24 protein-coding genes are annotated in these 23,617 nt (G+C 76.0%); 15 read left to right on the top strand and 9 right to left on the bottom strand.

From position 1 onward, the window contains the following. Positions 1-160: 160 nt before the first annotated feature. The 3 genes from ACI79X_RS03090 to ACI79X_RS03080 all read left to right on the top strand — a co-directional run bounded on the left by ACI79X_RS03090 (position 161) and on the right by ACI79X_RS03080 (position 4,214). Positions 161-1,519, top strand: coding sequence for a cytochrome P450 (locus ACI79X_RS03090; RefSeq protein WP_457023942.1), 1,359 nt, complete (start codon positions 161-163; stop codon positions 1,517-1,519). Between the two features lie 204 nt (positions 1,520-1,723). Next, the gene (locus ACI79X_RS03085; protein ID WP_457023941.1) at positions 1,724-3,241 is read left to right on the top strand and encodes a flavin-containing monooxygenase; all 1,518 of its coding nucleotides are present in this window, start codon (positions 1,724-1,726) and stop codon (positions 3,239-3,241) included. Between the two features lie 34 nt (positions 3,242-3,275). Beyond that, on the top strand, positions 3,276-4,214 hold the full coding sequence (locus tag ACI79X_RS03080) for an alpha/beta hydrolase (RefSeq protein ID WP_457023940.1): 939 nt from the start codon (positions 3,276-3,278) through the stop codon (positions 4,212-4,214). A 42-nt stretch (positions 4,215-4,256) separates the two neighbouring features. Here the strand turns inward: ACI79X_RS03080 and ACI79X_RS03075 are convergent, their stop codons facing one another. Both ACI79X_RS03075 and ACI79X_RS03070 read right to left on the bottom strand, forming a co-directional pair. Then, positions 4,257-4,742 (bottom strand): cupin domain-containing protein, encoded by a 486-nt coding sequence (locus ACI79X_RS03075; RefSeq protein WP_457023939.1) that lies wholly within the window; start codon positions 4,740-4,742, stop codon positions 4,257-4,259. A 52-nt stretch (positions 4,743-4,794) separates the two neighbouring features. Continuing rightward, the gene (locus ACI79X_RS03070; RefSeq protein WP_457023938.1) at positions 4,795-5,805 is read right to left on the bottom strand and encodes a hypothetical protein; all 1,011 of its coding nucleotides are present in this window, start codon (positions 5,803-5,805) and stop codon (positions 4,795-4,797) included. A gap of 103 nt (positions 5,806-5,908) precedes the next feature. Here ACI79X_RS03070 and ACI79X_RS03065 point away from each other — a divergent pair, with 103 nt between their 5' ends. Then, on the top strand, positions 5,909-7,090 hold the full coding sequence (locus ACI79X_RS03065; protein ID WP_457023937.1) for an MFS transporter: 1,182 nt from the start codon (positions 5,909-5,911) through the stop codon (positions 7,088-7,090). A 22-nt stretch (positions 7,091-7,112) separates the two neighbouring features. Here ACI79X_RS03065 and map read toward each other — a convergent pair whose 3' ends face one another. Beyond that, a complete protein-coding gene (gene map / locus ACI79X_RS03060) occupies positions 7,113-7,883 on the bottom strand; it encodes a type I methionyl aminopeptidase (protein WP_457023936.1) in 771 nt (256 codons plus the stop codon). Between the two features lie 64 nt (positions 7,884-7,947). Here map and ACI79X_RS03055 point away from each other — a divergent pair, with 64 nt between their 5' ends. Genes ACI79X_RS03055 through ACI79X_RS03035 form a run of 5 tightly spaced genes read left to right on the top strand, consistent with a single transcriptional unit; the run spans position 7,948 to position 11,293 of the window. Further along, positions 7,948-8,238, top strand: a complete 291-nt coding sequence (locus ACI79X_RS03055; RefSeq protein WP_457023935.1) for a helix-turn-helix domain-containing protein — start codon at positions 7,948-7,950, stop codon at positions 8,236-8,238. Positions 8,239-8,257: 19 nt separating this feature from the next. Continuing rightward, the gene (locus ACI79X_RS03050; protein WP_457023934.1) at positions 8,258-8,539 is read left to right on the top strand and encodes a YciI-like protein; all 282 of its coding nucleotides are present in this window, start codon (positions 8,258-8,260) and stop codon (positions 8,537-8,539) included. Beyond that, positions 8,536-9,003, top strand: coding sequence for a heme-degrading domain-containing protein (locus ACI79X_RS03045; protein WP_457023933.1), 468 nt, complete (start codon positions 8,536-8,538; stop codon positions 9,001-9,003). Before ACI79X_RS03050 ends, ACI79X_RS03045 begins: the two co-directional genes overlap by 4 nt. Further along, on the top strand, positions 9,000-10,025 hold the full coding sequence (locus ACI79X_RS03040) for an App1 family protein (protein WP_457023932.1): 1,026 nt from the start codon (positions 9,000-9,002) through the stop codon (positions 10,023-10,025). Before ACI79X_RS03045 ends, ACI79X_RS03040 begins: the two co-directional genes overlap by 4 nt. After that, on the top strand, positions 10,022-11,293 hold the full coding sequence (locus ACI79X_RS03035; RefSeq protein WP_457023931.1) for a D-arabinono-1,4-lactone oxidase: 1,272 nt from the start codon (positions 10,022-10,024) through the stop codon (positions 11,291-11,293). Before ACI79X_RS03040 ends, ACI79X_RS03035 begins: the two co-directional genes overlap by 4 nt. Positions 11,294-11,319: 26 nt before the next feature. Here the strand turns inward: ACI79X_RS03035 and ACI79X_RS03030 are convergent, their stop codons facing one another. Both ACI79X_RS03030 and ACI79X_RS03025 read right to left on the bottom strand, forming a co-directional pair. Next, positions 11,320-12,588, bottom strand: a complete 1,269-nt coding sequence (locus ACI79X_RS03030) for an RNA polymerase sigma factor (RefSeq protein ID WP_457023930.1) — start codon at positions 12,586-12,588, stop codon at positions 11,320-11,322. A gap of 11 nt (positions 12,589-12,599) precedes the next feature. Continuing rightward, positions 12,600-12,941, bottom strand: a complete 342-nt coding sequence (locus ACI79X_RS03025; RefSeq protein WP_457023929.1) for a YciI family protein — start codon at positions 12,939-12,941, stop codon at positions 12,600-12,602. A 310-nt stretch (positions 12,942-13,251) separates the two neighbouring features. On the opposite strand from ACI79X_RS03025, the gene ACI79X_RS03020 reads away from it, so the two are divergent. Genes ACI79X_RS03020 through ACI79X_RS03010 form a run of 3 tightly spaced genes read left to right on the top strand, consistent with a single transcriptional unit; the run spans position 13,252 to position 14,740 of the window. Next, on the top strand, positions 13,252-13,662 hold the full coding sequence (locus ACI79X_RS03020) for a WhiB family transcriptional regulator (protein ID WP_457023928.1): 411 nt from the start codon (positions 13,252-13,254) through the stop codon (positions 13,660-13,662). A gap of 56 nt (positions 13,663-13,718) precedes the next feature. Further along, positions 13,719-14,303 carry a dienelactone hydrolase family protein gene (locus ACI79X_RS03015; protein ID WP_457023927.1) on the top strand — a complete coding sequence of 195 codons (585 nt, stop codon included), beginning with the start codon at positions 13,719-13,721 and terminating at the stop codon, positions 14,301-14,303. Beyond that, complete coding sequence (locus ACI79X_RS03010; protein WP_457023926.1) at positions 14,300-14,740, top strand: PaaI family thioesterase; 441 nt, start codon at positions 14,300-14,302, stop codon at positions 14,738-14,740. The genes ACI79X_RS03015 and ACI79X_RS03010 overlap by 4 nt, the downstream gene beginning before the upstream one ends. An 88-nt stretch (positions 14,741-14,828) precedes the next feature. Here ACI79X_RS03010 and ACI79X_RS03005 read toward each other — a convergent pair whose 3' ends face one another. Continuing rightward, positions 14,829-16,103 carry a hydroxyacid-oxoacid transhydrogenase gene (locus tag ACI79X_RS03005; RefSeq protein ID WP_457023925.1) on the bottom strand — a complete coding sequence of 425 codons (1,275 nt, stop codon included), beginning with the start codon at positions 16,101-16,103 and terminating at the stop codon, positions 14,829-14,831. 136 nt (positions 16,104-16,239) lie between these two features. On the opposite strand from ACI79X_RS03005, the gene ACI79X_RS03000 reads away from it, so the two are divergent. Both ACI79X_RS03000 and ACI79X_RS02995 read left to right on the top strand, forming a co-directional pair. Further along, a complete protein-coding gene (locus tag ACI79X_RS03000; RefSeq protein ID WP_457023924.1) occupies positions 16,240-17,208 on the top strand; it encodes a cyclase family protein in 969 nt (322 codons plus the stop codon). Between the two features lie 7 nt (positions 17,209-17,215). Next, positions 17,216-18,865 carry an AMP-binding protein gene (locus tag ACI79X_RS02995; protein WP_457023923.1) on the top strand — a complete coding sequence of 550 codons (1,650 nt, stop codon included), beginning with the start codon at positions 17,216-17,218 and terminating at the stop codon, positions 18,863-18,865. A 53-nt stretch (positions 18,866-18,918) separates the two neighbouring features. Here the strand turns inward: ACI79X_RS02995 and ACI79X_RS02990 are convergent, their stop codons facing one another. Genes ACI79X_RS02990 through xylA form a run of 3 tightly spaced genes read right to left on the bottom strand, consistent with a single transcriptional unit; the run spans position 18,919 to position 22,312 of the window. Next, positions 18,919-19,722, bottom strand: a complete 804-nt coding sequence (locus tag ACI79X_RS02990; RefSeq protein ID WP_457023922.1) for a sulfite exporter TauE/SafE family protein — start codon at positions 19,720-19,722, stop codon at positions 18,919-18,921. Beyond that, positions 19,719-21,125, bottom strand: coding sequence for a xylulokinase (gene xylB, locus ACI79X_RS02985; RefSeq protein ID WP_457023921.1), 1,407 nt, complete (start codon positions 21,123-21,125; stop codon positions 19,719-19,721). The genes ACI79X_RS02990 and xylB overlap by 4 nt, the downstream gene beginning before the upstream one ends. After that, complete coding sequence (gene xylA / locus ACI79X_RS02980) at positions 21,125-22,312, bottom strand: xylose isomerase (RefSeq protein WP_457023920.1); 1,188 nt, start codon at positions 22,310-22,312, stop codon at positions 21,125-21,127. Before xylA ends, xylB begins: the two co-directional genes overlap by 1 nt. 102 nt (positions 22,313-22,414) lie before the next feature. On the opposite strand from xylA, the gene ACI79X_RS02975 reads away from it, so the two are divergent. Continuing rightward, positions 22,415-23,617 carry an ROK family transcriptional regulator gene (locus tag ACI79X_RS02975; RefSeq protein ID WP_457023919.1) on the top strand — a complete coding sequence of 401 codons (1,203 nt, stop codon included), beginning with the start codon at positions 22,415-22,417 and terminating at the stop codon, positions 23,615-23,617.

Raw genomic sequence — 23,617 nt, 5'->3', positions numbered from 1 at the left:
CACGCGGGCGGCGCACCTCGCCGGCGGGGGTCCTCGGGGGAGTCCCCCACCCGGCCGCGGCGGAGACGGGGGCCGGTTCGGGGGTTCCACCTGATGTCGGGCGGCGGGTGCCGTCGGGAGGCTCGGGTCCCCGAGAGCCGCGGACGTGAGAGAAGGCGGAATGAGCACTGCCGAGCTGGTCCTCCCCGAGTGCCCCCGTCCCGAGGACCGGGCGCCCGCGCCGCCTCCGGCGCGCCCCCGGCGGGTGCGCCGGTGGCTGGGCGCGCTGCTGGCCCGCCGGGTGCGCCGGCGCGGCATCGACCTGGCGACCCTGCGGGTGCTGCCGCGCGCCGCGACCGTGCCGCTGCGCCGCGACGGCGTCGGCCCCGCACCCGCGCTCACCGCCCTCGCGTCGCGCGGCCCCGTGCACCGGCTCGAGCTGCCCCTCGACGTCGCCGTGCACCTGGTGACCGGCGCCGCCGAGGCCCGCGCCGTGCTCGCCGACGCCGACGGGTACAGCACCGACGTCCGCCACCTCTTCAGCGGAGACGGCCCGGTCACCGGCGGCGACGTCGGCGGGCTGGGGTTCACCGACCCGCCCGACCACACCCGGCTGCGCCGCCTCGTCGCCCCCGAGTTCACCCGCGCCCGCCTGCAGCGGCTGGTGCCGGGAGTCGAGGACACCGTCGACCGGGCGCTCGACGCGCTGGAGGCCGCCGGGTCCCCCGCCGACCTCGTCCGGCACGTCGCCACCCCCGTCCCCATGCAGGTGATCGCCGGCCTGCTCGGCCTCGAGGGCGCCGACGAGCAGGTGCTCGCCCGCCTGGCCACCCGCCGGTTCGACGCCACCGGCGGGCCGGCCGGCGCCTTCGGCGCGGTGTCGGCCCAGCGGCGGCTGCTCGCCGAGGCGGTCGCCGCCCAGCGGCGCTCCCCCGGCGACGGGCTCATCGGCCGGATCGTGCGGGAGGAGGGCGAGGCGATCCCGGACGACGAGCTGGCCGGCCTCGCCGACGGGCTGGTCACCGGCGGCTTCGAGACGACGGCGTCGACCATCGCCCTCGGCACCCTCGTGCTGCTGCGCGACCCCGCCGCGGCCGCGCTGGTCCGCGAGGGCTCCCCGGCGGACGTCGCGGCGGTCGTCGAGGAGCTGCTGCGGCTGATCGCGGCCGTGTCGGTGGCCTTCCCGCGCTTCGCCCGCCGGCCCACGGTCGTCGGGGACACGGCGGTGGCGCCGGGCGACGTCGTCCTGGTCTCCCTCGCCGCCGCCGGCCGCGACCCGCACTGGGCGGGCGACGACCCGGACCGCCTCGACCCGCACCGCGCGACCCGCGGCGGACACCTGGCCTTCGGGCACGGCATCCACCGCTGCGTGGGCGCCGAGCTCGCCCGCCTCGAGCTCACCACCGTGCTGCCGGCGCTGCTGCGGCGCTTCTCCGGCCTCGCGCTCGCGGTGCCACCGGAGCGGCTGGCCTTCCGCCGGCTGTCGTTCGTGCACGGCCTGGACGCGCTGCCGCTCGACCTCGGCCGGGCCTCCCGGTGAGCGGGGACACCGGCGAGCCGGCGTCGGTCGTCGCCGCCCGCCAGCTCGCCGCCGAGGCCCGGCCGCCGCTCCCCCGGCGCCTGTCACGACGCGCCCGGCTGCTCGTCGCGGCGCGCGCGGCCGCCCGCCCGCCCCTCGCTGGAACCCCGACGGGAACTCTCGCTAGGTTGGGTGAGCTGGATCACAGCTCCTGGGGGAGGTCCGATGACCACGACGACCGGAACGGCGACCCTGGAGGCCCCGCAGCCCACGCGTGAGGACGTCGAGCACGTCGACGTCCTGATCGTGGGTGCCGGGGTCTCCGGGATCGGGGCCGCGCACACCCTGCGCGAGCGGTTCCCCGACCGCAGCTTCGTGCTCCTGGACGCCCAGGACGCGCGGGGCGGCACCTGGTGGACCCACCGCTACCCCGGCGTGCGCTCCGACAGCGACCTGTTCACCTACGGCTACCGGCACAAGCCCTGGCGCGGCCCCTCGATCGCCGCGGGCGGGGAGATCCTCGCCTACCTCGACGAGGTCATCGAGGAGGACGGCCTCGCCCCGCACATCCGCTACCGGCACCGGGTGACCGCCGCGTCCTGGTCGGGCGAGGACGCCCGGTGGACCGTCGAGGTGAGCCGTGAGGACACCGGGGAGACGGTGCGGATGACCACCGACTTCCTCTGGATGTGCCAGGGCTACTACAACCACGCCGAGCCCCACCGCCCCGACTGGCCCGGCCTCGACGACTACGCCGGCGTGCTGGTGCACCCGCAGTCCTGGCCCGAGGACCTGGACCTCACCGGCAAGCGGGTCGTCGTCATCGGCTCCGGGTCGACGGCGGCCACGCTCATCCCCGCCATCGCGCAGGACGCCGCGCACGTGACGATGCTGCAGCGCTCGCCGTCCTACTTCCTGGCGCTGCCGCTGACGCACGAGCTGGCGGTGACCCTCCGCGCCCTCGACATCCCGGAGGACTGGACGCACGAGATCCTCCGCCGCGCCTACACCGCCCAGACCGACGAGCTGGCGCGCCTCGCCCACGAGGCGCCCGACGAGCTGCACGCCTTCCTGATGGAGTCGGTGAAGCCGCTCCTGCCCGAGGGCTTCGACGTCGAGAAGCACCTCACACCCCGGTACCGGCCCTGGCAGCAGCGGATCGCCATCGTCCCCGACGGGGACCTGTTCACGGCGCTGCAGGAGGGGAAGGCGTCGATCGTCACCGACACCATCGAGACCTTCACCGAGAAGGGCATCCGCGTCTCCTCCGGCGAGGAGCTCGAGGCCGACGTCGTGGTGACCGCTACCGGGTTCAACCTGTCGGCGTTCGGCGACGTCGCCTTCACCGTGGACGGCGAGCCGGTCGAGTTCCCGGAGCGGGTCACCTGGCGCGGCGTGATGATCAGCGGCGTCCCCAACATGGCCTACGTCTTCGGCTACTTCCGGCACAGCTGGACGCTGCGGGTCGACCTGGTCTGCGACCTGGTCAGCCGGGTGTTCGAGCGCATGGCGGAGAAGGGCGCGCGCACCGTCGTCCCGGAGCTGCGGCCCGAGGACGCCGGCATGGCGCTCAAGCCGTGGTCGGACCCGGAGAACTTCAACGCCGGCTACGTCCTGCGCTCGCAGCACCTGCTCTTCCGGCAGGGCGACCGCGAGCCGTGGACCCACATGCTCGAGCACGCGCAGGAGTGCGAGGCGCTGCCGAAGGCCGACCTCGACGACGGCTCGCTCGTCTACCGCTGAGCCCGCCCCGACGCCCCGATCCAGGAGGACACCCGTGCCGGTCGACCCGTCCATCGCCGCCCTGCTCACGATGCTCGAGCAGTCCGGCGCCCCGCCGCTGTCCGCGGGCACGCCCGAGGCCGGGCGCGCCTACTACCTCTCGCTCACCCGCGACGCCCGCACACCGGAGACCGCCGTGCCGGTGGGCGCCGTCGAGGACCGCACCGTGCCCGGCGCCGAGGGCGACCTGCCCGCCCGCGTGTACCGGCCCGAGGGCGCCGACGGCCCGCTGCCGACCGTCGTCTTCCTGCACGGCGGCGGCTGGGTGATCGGCGACCTCGACACCCACGACGACATGGCCCGCAACGTCTGCCGGCACTCCCGGGCCGTCGTGGTCGCGGTCGACTACCGGCTCGCGCCGGAGCACCCCTTCCCGGCCGCCGCCGAGGACGCCGTCGCCTCCGCCCGGTGGGTGGCCCAGCACCTCGACGAGTTCGGCGGCGACCAGCGCCTCGCCGTCGCCGGCGACAGCGCCGGGGGCAACCTGGCCGCCGTCGTCGCCCAGGCGCTGCGCGACGACGGGACGCCGCTGCTCGGCCAGTTGCTCATCTACCCGGCCGTCGACGCCGAGGGCGAGTACCCCTCGCGCGTGGAGAACGCGAAGGGGTACTTCCTCGAGAAGGACACGATGGACTGGTTCTACGGCCACTACCGCGGCGCGTGGGAGGACGCGAGGGACGCCCGGATGTCGCCCCTCCACTCCGCGGACCTCTCCGGTCTGCCGCCGGCGGTCGTGGTCACGGCGGAGTACGACCCGCTGCGCGACGAGGGCGAGGCGTACGGGAGAGCGCTGCAGGCCGCGGGCGGCACCGCGCACGTGCTGCGCTACGACGGGATGATCCACGGCTTCTTCGACATGGGCGCCTTCTCCCCCGCCGCGCAGGCCGCGATCGAGGAGAGCTGCGCCCGCTTCGGCGAGCTGCTGCACCGCTGAGTGCCGGCCGGCCCGGGCCGCACCGCCCGGGCCGGCCGCGCGTCACACCCAGTACGTGTCGTGCCGCAGCATGAACTCCGCCCGCTCCTCCGGCGTCATCCGCTCCCCGCGGGCGAGCGTCTCGAAGTACTCCTCGCGGGGGCCGCCCGGCGCGAACATGAGCAGCATCGACGCGCGGCCCCCGCCGCGGAACCCGTGCACCCCGCCCTCCGGCACGTAGAGGAAGTCGCCGGGCCCGGCGGTTCCCCACGACCGGCCGTCGAAGACCTCCACCGAGCCGGACAGGACGTAGAACTGCTCGGAGATCGACCGGTGGAAGTGCGGCCCCGGCCCGGACGGCTCCTCGCCGAAGGTCCACCGGTAGAGGCCGAACCGGCCGGCCGTCTGTTCGCCGGTGGCCAGGAACTCGCACGTCACCCCGGCCGCGGAGACGGTGTCGGGCGGGCGGTCCGCGGGCCGCACCCAGGCGCTGGCCTCCCCGGTGGTGCCGCGGTAGAGGTCGGGCGGGTAGTGCCGGTGCAGGGACACGGGTCCCTCCTTCCGTCGCCGGCCCATCCTGGCAGCGGCCGGGCACCGGGGGTCAGCCCGCGGCGAGCAGCGCACGCTCCCGGTCGGCGTCGAGCCCCACGTCGAGGTCCGGCCAGGTGCCGCGGTCCCGGCGCACCCAGCGGAGGGTGTCGCGGGCGGTGTCCTCCACGGGCCGGAAGGCCAGGCCCGCGGCCAGCGCGGCGGAGGAGTCGACGGCCTCCTGCGGGATCTGGTCCTCCGGGTACCAGAGCGGGCGCCGCTCTCTCCCGACGTCGGCCAGGCCCCGGCGCAGCGCCTCCTCCCCGACCGGCACGAACTCCACGTCGCCGGGGCTCCCGCCGGCCGCGGCGAGGCAGGCGTCGAGCACGCCGGCCAGCGTCTGCCGCCGGCCGGGGCCGACGGTGTCGAAGACCCCGCCGCGGCCGGCGCGCAGCATCGCCGCGACGAAGCCCGCGACGTCGCGGACGTCGGAGAACTGCACCGGCCGGGCCGGGTCGCCGGGCACACAGACCCGCCGGTCGCGCCGGCCGGCCAGCGCCCCGGCCAGCCGCACCGGCCACCAGGTGAACCGGTCGGAGGGGTCGCGCGGCCCGACCACGACGCCCACCCGCGGGACGAGCACCGGCCCGTCGAAGTGCTCGGCCAGCGCCCGCTCGGCCGCCAGCTCCGCCAGCGAGCGCGCCTGCAGCGGGGCGTCGTCGGGCTGCTCACCGGCGGCGCGCACGGGCGCGGTCTCGTCCGGCGCGGCCGGCCCGTCGGGGGCGTGGACGCCCATCCCGGACACGTAGCCGTAGGCGCCCACCGCCCCCGACAGCAGCCGGGCCGTCGTGGCGACCGCGGGCGCGCCGGGCTCGTCGTCGCGGAAGGTGTCGAGGACGGCGTCCCACCGCCGGCCCGCGAGCGCGCCGAGGTCGCCGCGGCGGTCGCCGGTGAGCACCTCGACACCGTCGGCCTGCGGGCGGCCCGACCGCGAGAACACCGTCACGGAGTCGCCCGCCGCCACGGCGGCGTCGACCACCGCGGCCCCCAGGAAGCCGCCCCCGCCGAGCACCAGCAGCCGCACGGACCCACCTCCCGACCGGGCCGGACGGCCCCTCCGACTGCGACTACCCCGCCGCGGGGCGGCACACCTCCCGGACGGCGGGGAGCGCGGTAGCGTCCGCCGGGTGCCGGACCCCGCGACGCAGCGGGCCGGGTCGCGGCGGGACACCCGGCGCCGACTCGACGCCCTCACCTTCGGCCTGTTCACCGTCGCCCTCGGCACCAACATCCCCACCCCGCTGCTGCTGGTCTACCGCCGCACGCTCGGCCTGTCCGACGCCGACCTGACCGCCGTCTTCGGCTGCTACGCGATCGGTCTCATCGCCGCGCTGACCGTCTCCGGCGCGGCGTCGGACCGCTTCGGGCGGCGGGCGCTGGTGCTGCCGTTCGCGGTCGTCGCCGGGCTGGTGTCGCTGCTGTTCCTCCCCGCCGCCGGGCACCTGCCGCTGCTCTACCTCGCCCGGCTGCTGCAGGGCGTGGTCTCGGGCGTGGTGTTCTCCGTGGCCAACGCCTGGCTGCAGGAGCTCGCCGGGCCGGAGGGGCAGCAGTCGGCGGCGACCCGGGGTGCGGTGTCGACGTCGCTGGGCTTCGCGATCGCCCCGGCGATGAGCGGCGTGCTCGCCCAGTACGGCCCCGCCCCGACGACGCTGCCCTACCTGGTGCACGTGGCCGTGGTCGCCGTCGGCCTGGTCGCGCTGCTCACCGTGCCGGAGACGGTGACCGAGCGCCGCCCCGGCCGGCTGATGACCCTCGGCCTGCCGCCGGAGGCGCGCCGGCCCTTCCGCGCGCTGCTCGCCCCGACCGCCGTCGGGGTGTTCGCCTTCCCCGCGGTCGCGGCCACCCTGCTGCCGCTGCTGGTGGTGCCCGGCGGCGTCGGGCCGGCCTACGCCGGGCTGATCGGCGGGCTGGCACTGGGCGCGAGCGCGGTGGCCGCCCGGGTGGGCCGCGGGGTCGCGCGCGGCGGGCCGCTGGGCATGGCGATGGGCTCGGCCGGCCTCGCGGTGAGCGTGCTGGCGATCGTCACCCGGTCCGAGCCGCTGCTGCTGCCGGCGTCGGTGCTGCTCGGCGCGGGCGCCGGCCTGTGCCTGACCGCCGGGCTGACGCTGACCGCCCGGCTCGCCCCGCCGCAGACCCGCGGGGCGATGAACAGCGCCTTCTACGCCTTCGCCTACGCCGGGTTCGGCACCCCGCTGCTGCTCGCCTGGGTCGGCGCGGGCATCGGCGACGTCGCCGCCGTGTCGGCCTTCGCCGTCGTCCCGGCCGCGCTGGCCGCCTGGCTGTGGCGGGAGCTGCGGCGGCGGCCCTGAGCCGGGGCGGGTCCGGAGCGGGTCAGCGGGGAGCGGTGAGGATGCGCGGGCCGTCCTCGGTGACCGCGACCGTGTGCTCCACGTGCGCGGCCCGGCTGCCGTCGGCGCTGCGCAGCGTCCAGCCGTCGGCGTCGACCCGGTAGTCGTCGCTGCCGCCGCCGAGGAACCACGGCTCGATGGCGATGACCAGCCCGGCCGCGAGCCTGACCCCTCGCCCGGCGCGGCCCTCGTTGGGCACGTGCGGCGCCTCGTGCATGGTCCGCCCGACGCCGTGCCCGCCCTGGTCGGTGTTGATGCCGACGCCGCCGGCCCGCCCGACGGCACCGATGGCGGCCGAGACGTCGCCGACCCGGTTGCCCACGACCGCCGCGGCGATCCCGGCGGCCAGCGCCCGCTGCGCCGTGGCGACCAGCGCCAGGTCCTCCGGCCGGGGCGTGCCCACGGGGAAGGTGACCGCCGCGTCGCCGACCCAGCCGTCGAGGGTGGCGCCGGCGTCCACGCCGAGCAGGTCTCCGTCCTCCAGCGGCAGCGTCGTCGGGATGCCGTGCAGCGCGACGTCGTTGACCGACAGGCAGACCACGCCGGGGAACGGCGGGGTGGTCGGCAGCGGCGCGTAGCCGAGGAACGGGGACGTGGCGCCCGCGTCGGCGAGCACGTCGCGGGCCACCTGGTCGAGCTGGGTGAGGCGGACGCCGGGGACGGCCGTGGCCCGGACGGCGGCGAGCATGTCGGCGACCACCGCGCCCGCGGCGCGCATCGCCTCCAGCTCGCCGGGGGTGCGCAGCTCGATCACGGTTCTCTCCTCCGTCCGGGACCGGCAGCGGCCGGTATGACTATCCCGGTATTAGTATCACGCCATGGTGCGCCCCCCGCTGAGCCCGCAGGAGCGCGAGCGCGGCCGCCGGCTGGGCGCCCTGCTGCGCGCCGCCCGCGGCACCCGCTCGCCGGCCGAGATCGCGGCGGCGTCCGGGGTGAGCCTGGAGGCGCTGCGCAAGATCGAGTCCGGCCGGGTGCCCACCCCGGCGTTCTTCACCGTGGCCGCGCTCGCCGGCGCCGTCGGCCTGCCGCTGGACGAGCTGGCCACCGAGCTCGCCACCGAGCTGACCGCCGGGCTCGCGCCGGGCGGTGGGAGCGCCCTGTCCGCCTGAGCCGTGTGAGAGTGGCGGCATGCACCTGCTGCTCGAGTACACCCTGGCCGACGACTACCTGGAACGCCGGGCAGCGCTGCGCGAGGAGCACCTCGCGCTGGCCCGGGCGGCCCACGAGCGCGGCGAGCTCCTGCTGGCCGGCGCCCTGCCGGACCCCTACGACCGGGCCCTGCTCGTGTGGGACGCCGACCGGGAGACCGTCGAGCGCTTCGCCGGGAGCGACCCGTACGTGCTGCGGGGCCTGGTGACCTCCTGGTCGGTACGGCCGTGGGACGTCGTCGTCGGCGGGGCCGGGGCGTGAGCGGCTTCCCGACCGTCGCCGAGCTCGCGGCGGAGGAGGACGAGCTGCAGCTCGACCGGTTCACCAACGACGACGCCTGGGAGCTCGGGTCGGCACTGGTGGCCACGGCCCGCCGCGCGGGCGCGCCGGTCGCCGTCGAGATCGCCCGCAACGGGCACCGGCTGTTCTCCGCCGCGCTGACCGGCGCGACGCCGGACAACGCCGACTGGATCGAGCGCAAGGCCCGGGTGGTGCACCGCTTCGGGCACAGCTCGCTGTACGTCCGGCAGACCTGGGTCGAGCGCGGCACCACGTTCGAGGAGTCCTCGGGCCTGGACCTGCGGCTGTACGCCGCGCACGGCGGCGCCGTGCCGCTCGTCGTCCGCGGGGTCGGCCCGGTCGGGGTCGTCGTCGTGTCGGGGCTGCCGCAGCTGGAGGACCACCGCATGGTGGTCGCCGCGCTGCGCGCCCACCTCGGCCGGTGACCGCCCCCGGCAGCCCCTCCGGGCGGCTGGTCGCGGCCCTGCACGCGGCCAAGCTGCGCGCCAACCGGGCGGCGTCGGCGTACGCCCGCGACCGCGGCTGGACGACGACGGCGCTCGGCTACCCCGGCTACGCCGCCGGCGGCCGGGCGCGGGTGCGCGGGCGGCTGCTGCTCGCCCCGGCCCGCACCGCGCCCGAGGCCCGGCGGGACCTGCCCGGCTGGCGGCGCCTGCTCACCCTCGAGCAGCCCTTCGGCGAGATCGACGTCGAGCTCGCCGGCAGCCGGGTGCGCGCCCGCGCCGACGAGGCCGGCCTGCTCGACCTGACCCTGCCCGCGGTCCTGCCGCCCGGACGCGCCGACGCGTTGCTGCACGTGGGCGGGCGCCCGCCGGTGGCCGCCCACGTGCACGTCGCCGCCCCCGACGCCGGCCGTGGGATCGTGTGCGACATCGACGACACCGTCTGGATCACCGGCATCCGGCACCCCCTGCGCGCGGCCTGGCGCACCTTCGCCGGCAACAGCGCCACCCGCCGCCCGGTCGCCGGGATGGCCGCCCTGCTCACCCGGATCGCGCGCGAGCACCCCGACTCCCCCGTCGTCTACCTGAGCAACGGGCCCTGGAACCTGGCGGGCGCCATCACCGCCTTCCTCGAGCGCCACGGCTTCCCCGCCGGGGCCCTGCTGCTCACCGACTGGGGCATCCGCCCGCGCGCGTGGTTCCGCAGCGGCCGGGCGCACAAGCGCGGCTCCCTGGAGCGGGTGGCCGCCGACCTGCCGGGCGTGCGGTGGTTCCTCGTCGGCGACGACGGCGAGCACGACCCCGAGATCTACCGCGACTTCGCCACCGCGCACCCCGGCCGGGTCGTCGCCATCGCGCTGCGCACCACGGCCCCCGCCGGCACCCCCTCGCCGGAGACCGGGGAGCGTGCCGGCGACGTCCCCGTCGTGCGCGCCGGCGACGGCCGCGCCCTGACCGGCCTGCTCGAGCAGGCCGGCGTCCTCACCCCGATCGGAGTCCGGTGACCGCCCTCGACACCCCGCTGCGCAACTGGGCGGGCAACCTCACCTACCGCGCCGCCCGGGTGCACCGGCCGCGCACGCTCGCCGAGCTGCAGGACGTCGTCGCCGGCGCGGAGCGGGTGAAGGCGCTGGGCTCCCGGCACTGCTTCAACGACATCGCCGACACCGACGCCGACCTGGTCCTGCTCGACGACCTCGACGTCCACGTCGAGCTCGGGCGGGCCGAGCCGGACGGCTCCGGCGTCCTGTGGGTGCCCGGCGGCATGCCCTACAGCCGGCTGGTGCCCGAGCTCGCCCGGCACGGGCGGGCGCTGCACAACCTGGCCTCGCTGCCGCACATCACGATCGCCGGGGCCACCGCCACCGGCACCCACGGCTCGGGCAGCCGCAACGGGTCCCTGGCCACCTCGGTCGCGGGGCTGGAGCTGGTGCGCTCCGACGGCGAGGTCGTCGTCCTGGGCGAGGACTCCCCCGACCTGCCGGGCGCGGTGGTGCACCTCGGCGCGCTGGGCGTGGTCACCCGGGTGGCGCTGCGCTTCCAGCCGACCTTCTCCGTGCGCACCAACGTCTACCTCGACCTCACCTGGGACCGGCTGTTCGCCGACCTGCCCGGGGTCACCGGCGCCGCCTACAGCGTCAGCGTGTTCACCGACTGGCACCGGGTCACCTCGGTCTGGGTCAAGTCGCGCACCGACGAGCTCGACGCCGCCGCTCCCGAGGACTTCTTCGGCGCGCGGGCGGCCACCGAGCCGACGCACATGCTGCGCGACACCCCCATCGAGAACCTCACCGACCAGCTCGACCTGCCCGGCGAGTGGCACGAGCGGCTGCCGCACTTCCGCGCCGAGTTCACCCCGAGCCACGGCGAGGAGCTGCAGAGCGAGTACTTCGTGCCCGCCGGGCACGGGCGGGCCGCCTGCGAGGCGATGCGCGCGCTCGCCGACCGGATCGCGCCACTGCTGCAGGTCAGCGAGATCCGCACGATCGCCGGCGACGACCTCTGGCTGAGCCCGGCCACCGGCGGTGACGTGCTCGCGCTGCACTTCACCTGGCTGCCCGACGAGCCGGCCGTCACCGCGCTGCTGCCGGAGATCGAGGCGGCGCTGCGCCCGTTCGGCGCCCGCCCGCACTGGGGGAAGCTGTTCACCACCGGCGCCGCCGAGATCGCGGAGCAGTACCCGCGGATGGGCGACTTCCGCGACCTGGTGGGCCGCCTCGACCCGCGCGGCGCGTTCCGCAACGCCTACCTGGAGCGCACGGTCCTCGGCTGAGCGCGGGCCCGCTCAGCCCGGCCCGCTCAGCCCAGGTCGGCCAGCCGCCGGGCGAGGAAGTCCCGCTCGACGGCGTTGCCGGTGAGCAGCAGCGCCTCCCCGTAGGCCTCCCGCGCCTCGGCGACCCGGCCGAGGCGGCGGAGCAGGTCGGCGCGGGCAGCGGGCAGGTACCCGTAGCCGGCGAGCTGCGGCTCGGCGGCCAGCGCGTCGAGCGCGGCGAGCCCGGCCGCCGGCCCGGACGCGAAGCCGACGGCGACGGCGCGGTTGAGCGCCACCACCGGCGAGGGCCACACCGAGGTGAGCACGCCGTACAGCGCGACGATCTCGCGCCAGTCGGTGTCGGCCCAGGTGGGCGCCTCGGCGTGCACCGCGGCGATCGCGGCCTGCAGCGCGTACCGCGACGGCGGGCGGGACCGCAGCGCCTCGCGCACCAGCGCCACGCCCTCGGCGATCGCCGCGGCGTCCCACCGCGCCCGGTCCTGCTCCTCGAGCAGCAGCAGCCGGCCGTCGTCGGCGGTGCGGGTGTCCCGGCGGGCGTCGGTGAGCAGCAGCAGCGCCAGCAGGCCCGCGACCGCCGGGTCCCCCGGCAGCAGGCCGCGCAGCATGCGACACAGCTGCAGCGCGCGCTCGACCAGGTCGCGGCGGACCAGCTCCTCGCCGGCCGGGACGGTGTGCCCGGTGGTGAAGAGCAGGTGCACCACGGCCAGGACGGCGTCGACCCGGGCGGGCAGCTCGGCCGGTGCGGGCACCCGGTAGGGGATGCGGGCGACGGCGATCTTCTTCTTGGCGCGGGTGAGCCGGGCGGCCATCGTCGGCTCGCTGACCAGGAAGGCGCGGGCCACCTCGGCGGTGGTGAGGCCGCACAGCAGGCGCAGCGTCAGCGCCACCTGGGCCGGCCGGTCGAGCGCGGGGTGGCAGCAGGTGACGACGAGCCGCAGCCGGTCGTCGGGGTAGCCGTGCGCGCCGTCGTCGCGGGGGTCGGGGGCGACGGGCTCACCGTCACGGTCCTCGACCAGCAGCGGCAGGTGCCGGCGCTCGACGCCGGAGTGCCGCAGCACGTTGAGCGCCCGGCGGCGGGCCACGGTGGTGAGCCAGCCGCCCGGCCGCGCGGGCACCCCGGCCGCGCGCCACTCGGTGAGCGCGGCGGCGAAGGCCTCCTGCACGCACTCCTCGGCGACGTCGAGGTCGCGGGTGACGCGCACCGTCGCGGCGAGCACGAAGGCCCACTCTCGACGGTGCGCGTCGGCGACCGCGGCGGCGACGGCGTCGGGGCCGGCGTCCGGGTCGGCGGTCATGTCCGGTCGGCTCAGTCGAACACCATGACGGGCCGGACCTCGACGCCGCCGAAGCGGGCCGGCACCGTGCGGGCCACGGCGAGCGCGGTGTCGAGGTCGGGGGCGTCGATGACGTAGTAGCCGCCGAGCGCCTCCTTGGTCTCCACGAACGGCCCGTCGGTGACGTCGCCGCCGCGGACGCTCGTGGCGGTGGGCGTGGGCTCCAGCGCCTCGCCCCCGACGAGCTTCGCGCCGAGTTGCTCGACGCCGGCGGAGAAGCGGTCGTGCTCCTGCATGATCTCGCCCATGACCTCGGGGGTCGCCGTCGCGTAGGACGCCTCGTCCTCGTAGATCAGGATCATGTAGCGGCTCATCTGCGCCTCCTGCGCTCCGGGAGCCCGCCTCTCGGGCCCTCCACCTCTCCGACACGCAGCACCGCACCAGATCGACAGGTCGCCCGGAAGATCTTCCCGCCGGGCACGTACCGCACCGGCGGGACCGGGCGGCGGCGACACGCCGGATGGTCAGGTCGAGGGCAGGTAACGCCAAGCGGACGCCGACGTTCCGCAGTTTTCTGCCAGTGCGATCACGGGACGGGTCTCCGTAACGTCACTGTCAGCAGCCAGGGCGTACCCGTCCGTCACACCGGGCGACGCCAGACCCCCGACTCCCGAGGAGCTCCCCGTGTACTCCTTCTCGCGCCCCCACCTCAGCCTCGTCGCCGACGGCCCCGCCCTCGCCTACGACGAGGCCGACTTCGCCTACGACGCCGAGGACGTGTACGACGACTACACCGTCCCCGCGGACGCCCCGGCCGAGCAGGCCCCGCTGTCCTTCTGGGCCGACCCCACCGAGGGCGGCTCGGCCGCCTGGCGTCTCGACGCCCTGTGCGCCGAGACCGACCCCGAGGCCTTCTTCCCGGAGAAGGGCGGCTCGACCCGCGAGGCCAAGCGCGTGTGCACCGGCTGCACCGTGCGCGCCGAGTGCCTGGAGTTCGCCCTCGCCAACGACGAGCGCTTCGGCATCTGGGGCGGCCTGTCCGAGCGCGAGCGCCGCCGGGTGCGCCTCGAGCGCCGGGAGCGTCTCAGCGCCTGACCGCACGGCGCCCGGCCCGCGCGGCGGGCGGTCCCGGGCCCCGGGATGATGCCCGCATGGCCGAGGTCGTCCTGTTCCACGCGGCGCTCGGGCTGACGCCCGGCGTCACCGCCTTCGCCGACGACCTGCGGGCCGCCGGGCACACGGTGCACACGCCCGACCTGTTCGCCGGCCGCACCTTCGAGGCGGTCACCGACGGCGTCGCGCACGCGCGGGAGATCGGCTCCGGCGAGCTGGCCGACCGCGGCGCCCGCGCGGTCGCGGACCTCCCCGCCGAGGTCGTCTACGCCGGGATGTCGCTCGGCGTCCTGCCGGCCCAGCAGCTGGCGCAGACCCGGGCCGGCGCCCGCGGGGCGCTGTTCCTCTACTCCTGCCTCCCGCCGGGCGAGTTCGGGCCGTGGCCGGCCGGCGTCCCGCTGCAGGTGCACGGCATGGACGCCGACCCGCTGTTCGTCGACGACGGCGACCTCGACGCCGCCCGCGAGCTGGTCGCCGCGGCGCGGGCCACGGGCGCCGGGGCGGACCTGTACCTCTACCCCGGCGACCAGCACTACTTCGCCGACCGGACGCTGCCCTCCTACGACGCGGAGGCGACGGCCGCGCTCACCCGCCGCGCGCTCGACCTGCTGGCCGGCCGGTGACCTCCCCGGGCACCTCGCCGGGGACCTCGCCGGAGGTCACGGCCGCCCGCGTCCAGGCGGTCCTCGACATCCCGCTGCACCGGCACCTGGGCATGCGGCTGCGCGACCCGGCCGACCCGACCGCCGGCATCTGGTTCCCCGTCGGCGCCGCCGCGCAGAACCAGGCGGCGCTGCTGCACGGCGGCGTCGTCTACACCTTCCTCGACGTCGCGGCGTTCCTCGCGCTGCTGCCGCACCTGGGCGACGCCGAGCACGCCGTCACCCACGACCTCACCGCCTCGCTGCTGCGGCCGGTGCCGGCGGACGCGCGGGTCGAGGTCACCGGCGCGGTGCTGCGCCGCGGGCGGGCGGTGGCGTTCCTGCGCTCCGAGGCCACGGTCGACGGCGTCCTGGTCGCCTCGGCGCAGGTCACGAAGAGCGTCGTCCCCGCCGGCTGAGCCCGCCCGGCCCCACCGTGCGGTGCCCGACCTCGCGCTGCGGCGCGAGGTCGGGCACCGCGGCGCGAGGTCGGTCAGCGGGAGCGGGTCACCACAGCGACATCGAGCGGTGGAAGATCCCCGCGACGTCGTCCTCGGTGACCTCCTTCGGGCAGGTGGCCAGGAGGCGCTGCTGCTTCATCGTGCCCTCGACGAGGTCGCCGACGTCGCCCTCGCCGAAGCCGACGGCACCCACCCCGTTGGGGATGTCGATGTCGCGCATGAGGTCGGTGAGCACGGTGGGCAGGAACTCCGACGGGTCGTCGGGCTGCCCGGCGTTCGGGGCGAGCAGCTGCGCGGCCCGCACGTGCCGCTCGGGCGAGGCGTCGAAGGTGAACCGGAAGGCCTCCGGCGCGGTCAGGGCCACCGACATCCCGTGCGGGACCATCGGCTCGTCGGACGGGTAGTCCTTGGGGTGGAAGTCCTTCACCTGGCCCGCGATCGGGTAGGCGTTGGCGTGCGGGATGTGCACGCCGGCGTTGCCGAAGCCCATGCCGGCGAAGGTGGCCGCCATCGCCATGTCCGCCCGGGCCTGCGTGTCGTCGCCGTGCCGCACCGCGCGCCGGAACGAGCCCGCCAGCAGCGACAGCGCCTTCTCCGACCACATGTCCGAGATCGGGTTGGACCCGCAGTAGGGCACCCGCTGCTCGGGCGCCTTGCGGTCGTAGGTCGTGTACCAGCGCGCGGTGTAGCTCTCCAGCGCGTGGCAGAGGATGTCCATCCCCGACGCCGCGGTGACGCCGGCCGGCTGGGTGAGCGTCAGGTCCGGGTCGATGACGGCGAGGGTGGGCCGCAGCCGCGCGTGGCTGATGCCGGTCTTCACCCGCTGGGCGATCACGTCCATGACGCAGATCGTGGTGCTCTCCGAGCCGGTCCCCGTCGTCGTCGGGACGGCGACCAGCGGCCGCAGCGGCTCGCTCGGCGCCTGCCCCTTCCCCACCGGCACGTTGACGTAGTCCATGAGCTCGCCGGGGTTGGTGGTGAGCAGGTTGATCGCCTTGGCGGTGTCGATGCTCGACCCGCCGCCGACCGCCACGAACGCGTCCCAGGGGCCCGACGAGCGGGCGTCCTCGATGGCCTGCGTGAGGCTGACGTCGGTGGGCTCGACGTGCACGCCGTCGTAGACCCGGGCCTCGATGCCGAAGCGGCCCATCTGGTCGGCCACCCGCTGCGGCAGCCCGGTGGCCGCCACCCCGGGGTCGGTGACCACGAGCACCCGCCGCACGCCGTAGCGGCTGAGGTCGTAGCCGATCTCGTCGGACGCCCCGCTGCCGAACTTGAGCTGCGGCGCGCCGTAGGTGAAGACGGACTCGGGGCTGGTCATGACGCGCTCCTCGGCTGGGCGGCGGATCCGGTTGCAGGGATCGTTGCACCCGCCTTGTGGCCGGGACCACAGCGCGGCAGGGTCGGGGTCGGGTGCACCCCGCAACCGTTCCCCCGTCTGCCCATGGAGGCCAGCCGTGACCGCAGAGCCCGAGACCACCGTCCCCTCGCTCGAGGAGCTCCTCGCCGACTCGCCCACCAACTGGGGCAAGTGGGGCGACGACGACGAGGTCGGCTCGCTGAACTACCTCGGCCCCGAGCAGGTGCTGGCCGCCGTCGGGCTGGTCCGGCAGGGCAAGGTCTTCACGCTGCAGCGGCTCATCGGCGACCCGAAGGGCGACCCGGTCTGGCCCGGGCGCACGCCGGCCGAGCGCACCCAGATCCTCGACGAGTCCACCTGGGACTCCCCCGACGCGCCGCAGTACCCCGGCGGCCTGCACTACGCCGACGACAAGATCAACGCCTTCCTGCAGGGCTCCACGCAGTACGACGGCCTCGGCCACGTCTGGTACGGCGGCAAGATCTGGAACGGCTACGACGCGCGGACCACCGTCGGCGGGCTGGACAAGGCGAGCGTCGAGCCGATCGCCCAGCGGGGCGTCGTCGGCCGCTCGGTGCTGCTGGACATGGCCCGCTTCCGCGGCAAGCCCACCCTCGACAAGGGCGAGACCTTCACCCACGAGGACCTGCTGGCCTGCGCGCAGGCGCAGGGCACCGAGATCCGCAAGCGGGACATCCTGGTCATCCGCACCAACTTCCTGCAGCTGTTCTTCGAGCAGGGCGAGGGCTTCTACGAGGGCTTCAACGAGCCGGGCCTGGTCTACAGCCCCGAGCTCGTGCAGTGGTTCCAGGACATGGAGATCCCGAACCTGGTCACCGACACGATCGCCAACGAGGTGACCACCGACCCCAACAACGGGGTCGCGCTGGTGCTGCACAACGCGCTGATGCGCAACCTCGGCGTCACCCTCACCGAGATCGCCGACCTCGAGGCGCTGGCCGCCGACTGCGCAGAGGACGGGCAGTACGACGGCCTCTACGTCGCCGCCCCGCTCAAGGTGCACAAGGGCAGCGGCTCGCCGGTCAACCCCGTCGTCCTCAAGTGAGCCCGTCATGAGCGACTACGACGACCGGCCCTGGCTGTCGCTCTACGGCGACCAGCCGGCCGACTACGACATCGAGTTCGCCGACGCGCTGTCGATGTTCCGCGCCGGCGTGCAGCGCGACCCCGACGGCGTCGCGCTGCAGTACTTCGACGGCACCGTCACCCGCCGCGAGCTCGACGAGACCACCGACGCGATGGCGGCGGGGCTGCTGGCCAACGGGTTCTCCCCCGGCGACCGGCTGGCGGTCTACCTGCAGAACGTGCCGCAGTTCGTCATGGCCATGGTGGCCACCTGGAAGGCCGGCGGCGTCATGGTGTCGATCAACCCGATGAGCCGGGCGCGGGAGCTGACCTACCTGCTCGGTGACTCGGGGGCCACGGTGCTGCTGTGCCTGGACACCCTCTACGACGAGGTCGCCCGCGACGTCGTCCCGGGCACCGACGTCCGGCTGGTGCTCACCACCAGCGGGCTGGACCTGCAGACCCGCGACGACGAGCGGCTGTTCGCCGGGGTCACCCGGCAGCGGCACGAGGGCACCACCGACCTGCTGGAGTTCGTCGAGCAGCACCGCGGGCAGACACCGCCGGCGGCCACGCTCGGGCCCGACGACGTCGCGTTCCTGACCTACACGTCGGGGACGACGGGCGTGCCCAAGGGCGCGATGAACACCCACCGCAACGTCTGCTTCACCGCGCAGGTCTACCGCGACTGGACCCACGCCGGCCGGGACGGGTCGATCTTCGGGATCGCGCCGCTGTTCCACATCACCGGCCTGATCGGGCACATCGCGGTGAGCATGCTCGTGCCGCAGACGCTGGTGCTCGCCTACCGCTTCGAGCCGCAGGTCGTGCTCGACGCGTTCCTCGAGCACCGGCCGGCGTTCACCATCGGGGCGATCACCGCATTCAGCGCGCTGCTCAACGCGCCGGGGTTCACGAAGGACCACTTCGCGTCGTTCACGTCCATCTACTCGGGCGGGGCGGCCATCTCCCCGACCGCGGAGAAGGGGTTCCTGCAGGCCACCGGCAAGCAGGTGCACAACGCCTACGGCCTGACGGAGACGACGTCGCCGATGACGGTGACGCCGTTCGGGTCCCCCTCGCCGGTGGACCCGACCTCGGGCGCGCTGTCGGTGGGCGTCCCGGCGCCGAACACGGTCGTGCGGATCCAGGACGACGACGGCAAGGACGTGCCGCTCGGCGAGGTCGGCGAGATCGTGGCCGACGGCCCGCAGGTGGTGGCCGGCTACTGGGGCAAGCCCGACGAGACGGCGGCCAACCTGCCCGGCGGGGCGCTCAGGAGCGGCGACGTCGGCTTCATGGACCCGCAGGGCTGGGTGTTCATCGTCGACCGCAAGAAGGACATGATCAACGCCTCGGGCTACAAGGTGTGGCCGCGCGAGGTCGAGGACGTCCTGGCCGAGCACCCCGCCGTCCGCGAGTCCGCCGTCGTCGGTGTGCCGGACGAGAAGCGCGGGGAGACGGTCAAGGCGTTCGTCAGCCTCAAGCCGGGCGCGAGCGCGACGCCCGAGGAGCTGATCGCGCACTGCAGGGAGCGGATGGCCGCCTACAAGTACCCGCGCAGCGTCGTGCTCCTCGACGAGCTGCCCAAGACGGTCACCGGCAAGATCCTGCGCCGCGAGCTGCGCGGGACCTGAGACCGGCCGGGCCCCCGCCGGCGCGCGGCGGGGGCCCGGCCGGCCCCGCACGGTCAGCCACGCACGTTCTCGGTCCACACGTCCCAGCCCAGCCGCACGATCAGCGCGGTGACCACGACGAGGAAGACGGCGCGGATGAAGCCGGTGCCGCGGCTGGTGGCCGTCCGCGACCCGAGGTAGCCGCCGACCACGTTCGCCGCGGCGAGCGACAGGCCCAGCCCCCACACCACCGAGCCGTGCGGCACGAAGAACGCCAGCGCGCCGAGGTTGGTGGCGACGTTGACGATCTTGGCCTTGGCGCTGGCGTTGAGGAAGTCGTAGCCCAGCAGCGACACCAGGGCGAAGACGAGGAACGAGCCGGTGCCCGGGCCGAGCACGCCGTCGTAGAAGCCGATGACCGCGCCGATCCCCAGTGCGGTGCCGGTGTGCCGCCGGCCGGTGTGCCGCAGCGCCGTCACCTCGCCGAGCGCGGGCCGGAACGCCGTGAACAGCGCGATCCCGACCAGCGCGACGACGATCACCGGCTTGAACACGCTCGCCGGCAGGAGCGCGGCCACCGACGCGCCGCCGAACGAGCCGGCCAGCGCGACCGCGGCCATGGGAAGCGCGGTGCGCAGGTCGGGGTGCACCCGGCGCTGGTAGGTGACCGCGCTGGTGGTGGTGCCGAACACGGAGGCGAGTTTGTTGGTGGCCAGCGCCTGCACCGGCGCCAGCCCCGGCACCAGCAGCAGCGCCGGCAGCTGGATGAGGCCCCCGCCGCCCACGACGGCGTCGACCCACCCGGCGGCCAGCGCCGCCACCAGCACCAGGACCAGCAGCGACGGCGTCAGCCCCTCCGGGAGGAACCCCCCGCTCACCCGGCGCGCAGGCGCTCGGCGGTCATCTCCCGCACCTCGGCGTAGCGCTCGCGCACCTCCGGCGTCGGGGCGGCCTCGTGCACTTCGGTGCCCGGCCGCGCCCACTCCGGCGGCGCCTCCGCGCCCGACAGCACCCAGGCGGCCTGGCGGGCGGCGCCGTCGGCCACGTACTCCCCGGGCGGCGGCACGAGCACCGGCACGCCGAGGACGGCCGGGGCGATCGCCCGCACCGCCTCCGACCGGGCGCCGCCGCCGACCAGGAGCACCCGCCGGACCTCCGCCCCGGTGGCGCGGACGGCGTCGAGGCCGTCGGCCAGGCCGCACAGCAGCCCCTCGACCGCGGCGCGCGCGAGGTGCGCGGGGGTGGAGGTGCCCAGCGTCAGGCCGTGCAGGGCGCCGGTCGACGTCGGGCGGTCGGGCGTGCGCTCGCCCTCCAGGTAGGGCACGAGCGTGAGCCCCCCGGCGCCGGCCGGGGCCGACAGGGCGAGCCGGGACAGCTCGTCGTGGCCGACGCCGAGCAGCCGGGCGGTGGCGTCGAGGACGCGGGCGGCGTTGAGCGTGGCCACCAGCGGCAGGTAGCGGCCGGTGGCGTCGGCGAACCCGGCGACCGCGCCGGTGGCGTCGGCGGCCGGGACCTCCGACACGATCGACACCACGCCGGAGGTCCCCACCGACAGCACGACGTCGCCGGGCTCGGCGGCCAGGCCCAGCGCCGCCGCGGCGTTGTCGCCGGTGCCCGGGCCCAGCGTGGCGCCCGTGGTGGACGTGCCGGCGGACTCCGCCGGGCCCAGCACCCGCGGCAGCGCCGGGGTGCGGCCGAAGGCGCGCTCGAGCAGGTCGGGGCGGTACTCCCCCGTCGCCGCCGACCAGTAGCCGGTGCCGCTGGCGTCGCCGCGGTCGGTGACCAGGGCGTCGAGACCCGGCTCCCCGGCCAGCACCCAGGTCAGCCAGTCGTGCGGCAGGCAGACCGCGGCGGTGCGCTCCGCGTTGGCCGGCTCGTGCTCGGCCAGCCAGCGCAGCTTGGTGACGGTGAACGACGCCACCGGCACCAGGCCGACCGCGTCGGCCCACGCCTGCGGGCCGCCGAGCTCCCGGGTGAGGTCGGCGGCCGCGCCGGCGGAGCGGGTGTCGTTCCAAAGCAGGGCGTCGCGCACGACCGAGCCGTCCTCGTCGAGGCAGACCATGCCGTGCTGCTGGCCGCCGACGGCGACCGCGGCGACGTCGTCGAGACCGCCGGCCTGCGCCACCGCCTGCTCCAGCGCGGCCGCCCAGGCCGCGGGGGCCACCTCGGTGCCCTCGGGGTGCGGCGCCCGGCCCTCGCGGACGAGGGTGCCGGACTCCGCGTCCCGGACGACGACCTTGCAGGCCTGGGTCGAGGTGTCGACCCCCGCGACCAGTGCCATCAGCGGGCGCCGAGGAGGTGCTCGACCGCCAGCTGGGAGAGGCGGACCTGGCCGCCGCGGCGCGCACCGGCGGCCTCGGCGTCGAAGTCCTCGAACGCCGAGCGGTCGGCGAGCAGCTGCTCGTAGGACTCGCCGTCGCCGAGGGTCGGCTGCGCGAGCTCCGGCACGGCGGCGTCGGCGAGGGCCTCCTGCACCTCCGGGTCGGCGCGGAACGCGGCGGCCCGCTCCTTGAGCAGCAGGTAGGTGCGCATGTTGGCCGCGGCCGACTCCCACACGCCCGTGAGGTCCTCGGTGCGCAGCGGCTTGTAGTCGAAGTGGCGGGGGCCGTCGTAGGCCGGGCCGCCGTTCGGGCCGCCGTGCTCGAGCAGGTCGACGGTGGCGAAGGCGCTGAGCACGTCACCGTGGCCGAAGACCAGGTCCTGGTCGTACTTGATGCCGTGCTGGCCGTTGAGGTCGATGTGGAAGAGCTTGCCCTGCCACAGCGCCTGGGCGATGCCGTGCGTGTAGTTCAGGCCGGCCATCTGCTCGTGCCCGACCTCGGGGTTCACGCCCACCAGGTCGGCGTGCTGCAGGGTGGAGATGAAGGCGATGGCGTGCCCGATGGTGGGCAGGAAGATGTCGCCGCGCGGCTCGTTGGGCTTGGGCTCCAGGGCGAAGCGCAGGCCGTAGCCGCGGTCCTCGGAGTACTGCGCCAGGGTGTCGATGCTCTCGCGGTAGCGGTCCAGCGCCGCCTTGAGGTCCTTGGCGCCGTCGACCTCGGCGCCCTCGCGGCCGCCCCACAGGACGTAGGTCTTCGCGCCGAGCTCGGCGGCCAGGTCCATGTTGCGCATGATCTTGCGCAGGGCGAACCGGCGGACGCCGCGGTCGTTGGCGGTGAGGCCGCCCTCCTTGAACACCGGGTGGGTGAACAGGTTGGTGGTGGCCATCGGGACGACGAGGCCGGTGTCGGCCAGCGCCTGCTTGAACCGCTCGATGATCTTCGTGCGCTCGGCGTCGTCGGTGCCGAAGGGGATCAGGTCGTCGTCGTGGAAGGTGACGCCGTAGGCGCCGAGCTCGGCGAGCTTCTCGACGCTCTCCACCGGGTCGATCGCCGGGCGGGTGGCCTCGCCGAACGGGTCGCGGGCGTTCCAGCCGACGGTCCAGAGACCGAAGCTGAACTTGTCCTCGCGGGTGGGCTGGTTCGCCATGGGGTTCCTTCCGCTGGGCACGGGGTGCTCGTCCGGGTGACGTGGGCCACCGCTTTTGTGCTGCCGTAGAACATAAACGACGGAGGCCGCTAGCCTCAACCCGTGTCCGACGGCCGTACCCCCAGCGGTGCCCGGCAGTCGACCCTGCGCGCGACCAACCTCGCACTGGTCCTGCGCGCCGTCTGCGCCGACCCGGGCGAGCTGTCCCGCGCCGGGGTCGCCGCGGCCCTCGGGACCACCCGCGGGACGGCGGCCCGCCTCGTCGACGACCTCGTCGCCGGGGGCCTGCTCGACGAGGTGGAGCGCGGGCCCGCCGCCCGCCGCGGCCGCCCCGCCACCCCCCTGGCGCCCGGCGCGCGCCCCGCCGGCCTCGGCATGCAGGTCGACGCCGGGCTGGTCGCCGTGCGGGTGCTCGACCTGCGCGGCCGGGTGCTCGCCGAGCGGCTGCGCGAGGAGGACCTGCGCGACAGCGACCCGGTCGCCGCGCTGACACTGCTCGGCGGGCTGGCGGCCGACGTGCTCGGCGCGCTGCCCGCGGGCACCCGCGTGGTCGGGGCGGGGCTGGCGCTGCCGGGCCTGGTCGACGCCGGCCGCGGACTGCTCCTGCGCGCGCCGAACCTGGGCTGGTCGCGGGTGTGCCCCGCGGAGGTGCTGGCCGGCGCGCTGCCCGCGGACCTGGCGCCCGCGCTCGGCAACGAGGCCGACCTGGCCGCGCGCAGCGTCGCCGAGGACGCGCCGGGACGGCCCGGGCCGCACCGCGACTTCGTCTACCTCTCGGGTCAGATCGGCATCGGTGGCGCCGCGGTGCTCGGCGGGCGGGTGATGACCGGCAGCTCGGGCTGGGCGGGCGAGATCGGCCACGTCTGCGTCGACCCGGACGGCCCGGCCTGCCCGTGCGGATCGACCGGCTGCCTGGAGCGCTACGCCGGCCGGCTGGCGCTGCTCGCCGCGGCCGGGGTGCCCGCCGACGCCGGCCCCGACGAGCTGCGCACCCGTGCCGAGGCCGGCGACCCGGCCGCGCGGGCGGCGCTCGACGGCGCGGCGTGGGCGCTCGGCGTGGCGCTGGCCGGCGTGGTCAACGTGCTCGACATCCCGACCGTCGTCCTCGGCGGCCACCTGGCCGAGCTCACCGGCCTGCTGCGGCCGCAACTCGAGGACCACCTGGCCCGCCGGGTGCTGTCGGCCCGCTGGCGGCGGCCGGTGGTCGACTCCGGGAGCGCGGCGCCGGCCGCGGGCGCGACGGGAGCGGCGCTCCGGGCCCTCGACGCGGTGCTCGAGGACCCGGTGCGCTGGCTGCCGGCCTGA

Source organism: Geodermatophilus sp. SYSU D01119 (assembly GCF_054049975.1).
This window is presented reverse-complemented; position numbering and strand designations above follow the sequence as displayed.